Source organism: Acinetobacter sp. YH16053 (assembly GCF_013417035.1).
Lineage (GTDB): Bacteria > Pseudomonadota > Gammaproteobacteria > Pseudomonadales > Moraxellaceae > Acinetobacter > Acinetobacter towneri.
The window spans coordinates 1-2,643 of record NZ_VPEP01000073.1 but is presented as its reverse complement, the minus strand read 5'-3'; the positions used below and the strand labels follow the sequence as shown (position 1 = coordinate 2,643).

Genomic DNA, 2,643 nt, shown 5'->3' with positions numbered 1-2,643 from the left:
TTATTTTAGAGAGGTAGATCGAATGGCTATACCAGTGATTGGATTATTCGTTTATCCCAATATAAATCCATTTCACTTCTCTATCCCCCATATCATTTTTAATATCAAGATTAAAGATAAACGCTTATTTGATCTGAAAATTTTTTCTATAGATGGCCAACCCGTAAAAACAGAACAGTCTATGATGATTATCCCTGATGGTGGGATTGAACTCATTAAAGAGTCGGATCTTATTATTATTCCTGGATGGGATGATTTTAATCATGAGCCTGAACAAGTACTTATCGATGCCCTAAATTGTGCATATCAGACTGGAATTAGAATTGTAGGGTTATGCTATGGAACTTATGCATTGGCATATGCTGGTTTACTTGATCATAAAAAAGCAGCTACGCACTGGATGGCTGAACAAGATTTTAGTGAGCGATTTCCACAGGTTCAGCTTGATCATGATGCCCTGTATGTAGAAGACCAAAGGATCGTAACCTCTGCAGGAACAGGCGCAGCGTTAGACTGCTGCCTATATTTGGTACGAGAAATCTATAATGCACGAATTGCGAATAAAGTCTCTAGAGTAATGGTGATCCCGCCTCACCGTGAAGGTGGGCAAGCTCAGTTTATTGAACAGCCAGTAGCAGAGTCGAGCCAAGATGCACAAATTAACCTATTACTTGATTTTTTAAGAAAGAATTTAGCTTTACAACATAATATTGAAAGCTTAGCTGAACGGACACATATGACACGTAGGACGTTCACACGGCATTTTAAGAAAGCGACAGGTATGACCTTAGTCGATTGGCTGAATACTGAAAGAATCAGATTAAGTTGTGAACTTTTAGAAACGACAAACTTGTCTATCGAAAAGATAACCGAGCTTTCAGGTTTTAATAATACCGTGTCATTTAGAAAAAATTTTCGTGAAAAATATGGCACCAGCCCTCAGGCATGGAGAAAAGCTTTTGGGATCATTAATGAGAATAATCCGCCCCATTTAACATAATGGCTGTTATAAGAAATGAAAAAAACCTAGACCGAAGTCTAGGCTTTAAATTTTAAAAACACATAAAAATTAAGGCTATAGTCTCAATTTTTCAACTTCGTATAACGTGTATTATGTTAATTTCAGGAAATTTAAACATTTACCTTATAATTTAACTGTAGTTCATCCGCATTTTCCCCTCTAATGCCCCAGTTTTCTTTAGGAGTTTCAAATATAGTTATCTCAACATCATTTGAATCAATACCGCATAGATTGTTTATATTTTCGAATAGAGTCTTAATAAATGCTTTTTTAGTCTCTTTTGTTCGTCCATCGAACATGGAAATTTCAATAATTATATAAGATGTACTGCGGTCTGCTGGATATATAAAATTTTTGGATTCTAGTGGAATAAAACGTTGAAACCTTTTTTCTTCAGGATATTTTAATTCTTTAACTAAAGCCTGATGGATAGCTTTACTTAAATTATCACGATGTAATTCTATAGTTTCATCTAAAGCATAAATTTTTATCTGAGACATTACTTTCTCTAAATTAAAACCCTAATTTTAGCTTAATCTCCCCTCCCATTTAAGATAATGGCTGTTATACGAAATGAAAAAACCTAGACTCTGGTCTAGGCTTAAAATTTAAAAAATATATAAAAATCAGTGCAATAAACTTATTTTTAGAGATTCGTATAACGTGTATGGTAATCCCCCCTAAAAATAATAGGATCTAAAAGTAGAATTTTCTCTTAAGATACGAGCAGGAGATTCTGCATGAAAACATCTAAATTTACTGACAGTCAGATCATGTCCATCTTGAAACAGGCAGAATCTGGCACACCTGTAGCGACCCTTTGCCGTGAACACGGCATGAGTAATGCTACCTTTTATAAATGGCGTGCCAAATATGGTGGTATGGATACATCATTAATGGCTCGACTGAAAGAGCTAGAAGCCGAAAATACCAGACTTAAAAAGATGTATGCGGAAGAGCGATTAAAGGCCGAAATCATCCAGGAAGCGATGGCAATGAGCAGCACTGCTGCGCAAGGGTAAAGCCATCTTGCCGGCGTAAGATGGCACAACAGGCAGTTGCCCAGCATGCCATTAGTATTCGTTTGGCTTGTAAAGCATTTGGCATTAGTGAAACCTGCTACCGCTATCAAGCCAATCTCAGCGATGATAATGCACTCATTGCTGAACAGCTCATTGAACTCACTGAGGAAAATTCCGATTGGGGCTTTGGTTTGTGCTTCTCGTATTTACGGCATGTTGAGAGTTGCTGCTGGAATCACAAGCGGGTTTACCGCATTTACTGTGAGTTGGCACTGAATCTGCGTATTAAACCGAGAAGAAGACTAAAACGGCATGCGCCTGAACCATTGAAAGAACCAATCCGAGAAAATCAGGTTTGGTCATTAGATTTTATGCATGATCAGCTTTCCGATGGTCGCAAGTTTCGATTATTGAATGTGATTGATGATTACCGCCGCGAAGGCCTAGCCATTGAAGCAGGGTTCTCATTGCCCACAATCAGGGTTATTCGTACGTTGAATCAATTGCTGGAGTAGAGAGAAAAACCGTTAGTGATCCGATGCGATAATGGTCCCGAATTTATCAGTCACGCATTTGTGCGCTGGGCTACTGAGCACGGCA

General features: G+C 37.9%; 2 protein-coding genes and 1 pseudogene. 2 read left to right on the top strand and 1 reads right to left on the bottom strand.

From position 1 onward, the window contains the following. Positions 1–22 precede the first annotated feature (22 nt). On the top strand, positions 23–1,000 hold the full coding sequence (locus FTV43_RS14910) for a GlxA family transcriptional regulator (RefSeq protein ID WP_179995790.1): 978 nt from the start codon (positions 23–25) through the stop codon (positions 998–1,000). A 131-nt stretch (positions 1,001–1,131) separates the two neighbouring features. Here FTV43_RS14910 and FTV43_RS14905 read toward each other — a convergent pair whose 3' ends face one another. Further along, positions 1,132–1,521: a tautomerase family protein gene (locus FTV43_RS14905; RefSeq protein ID WP_032040164.1), complete on the bottom strand. Its 390-nt coding sequence runs from the start codon at positions 1,519–1,521 to the stop codon at positions 1,132–1,134. A gap of 240 nt (positions 1,522–1,761) precedes the next feature. Here FTV43_RS14905 and FTV43_RS14900 point away from each other — a divergent pair. Beyond that, positions 1,762–2,643 (top strand): annotated as a pseudogene (locus tag FTV43_RS14900) (IS3 family transposase); the annotation flags it as partial.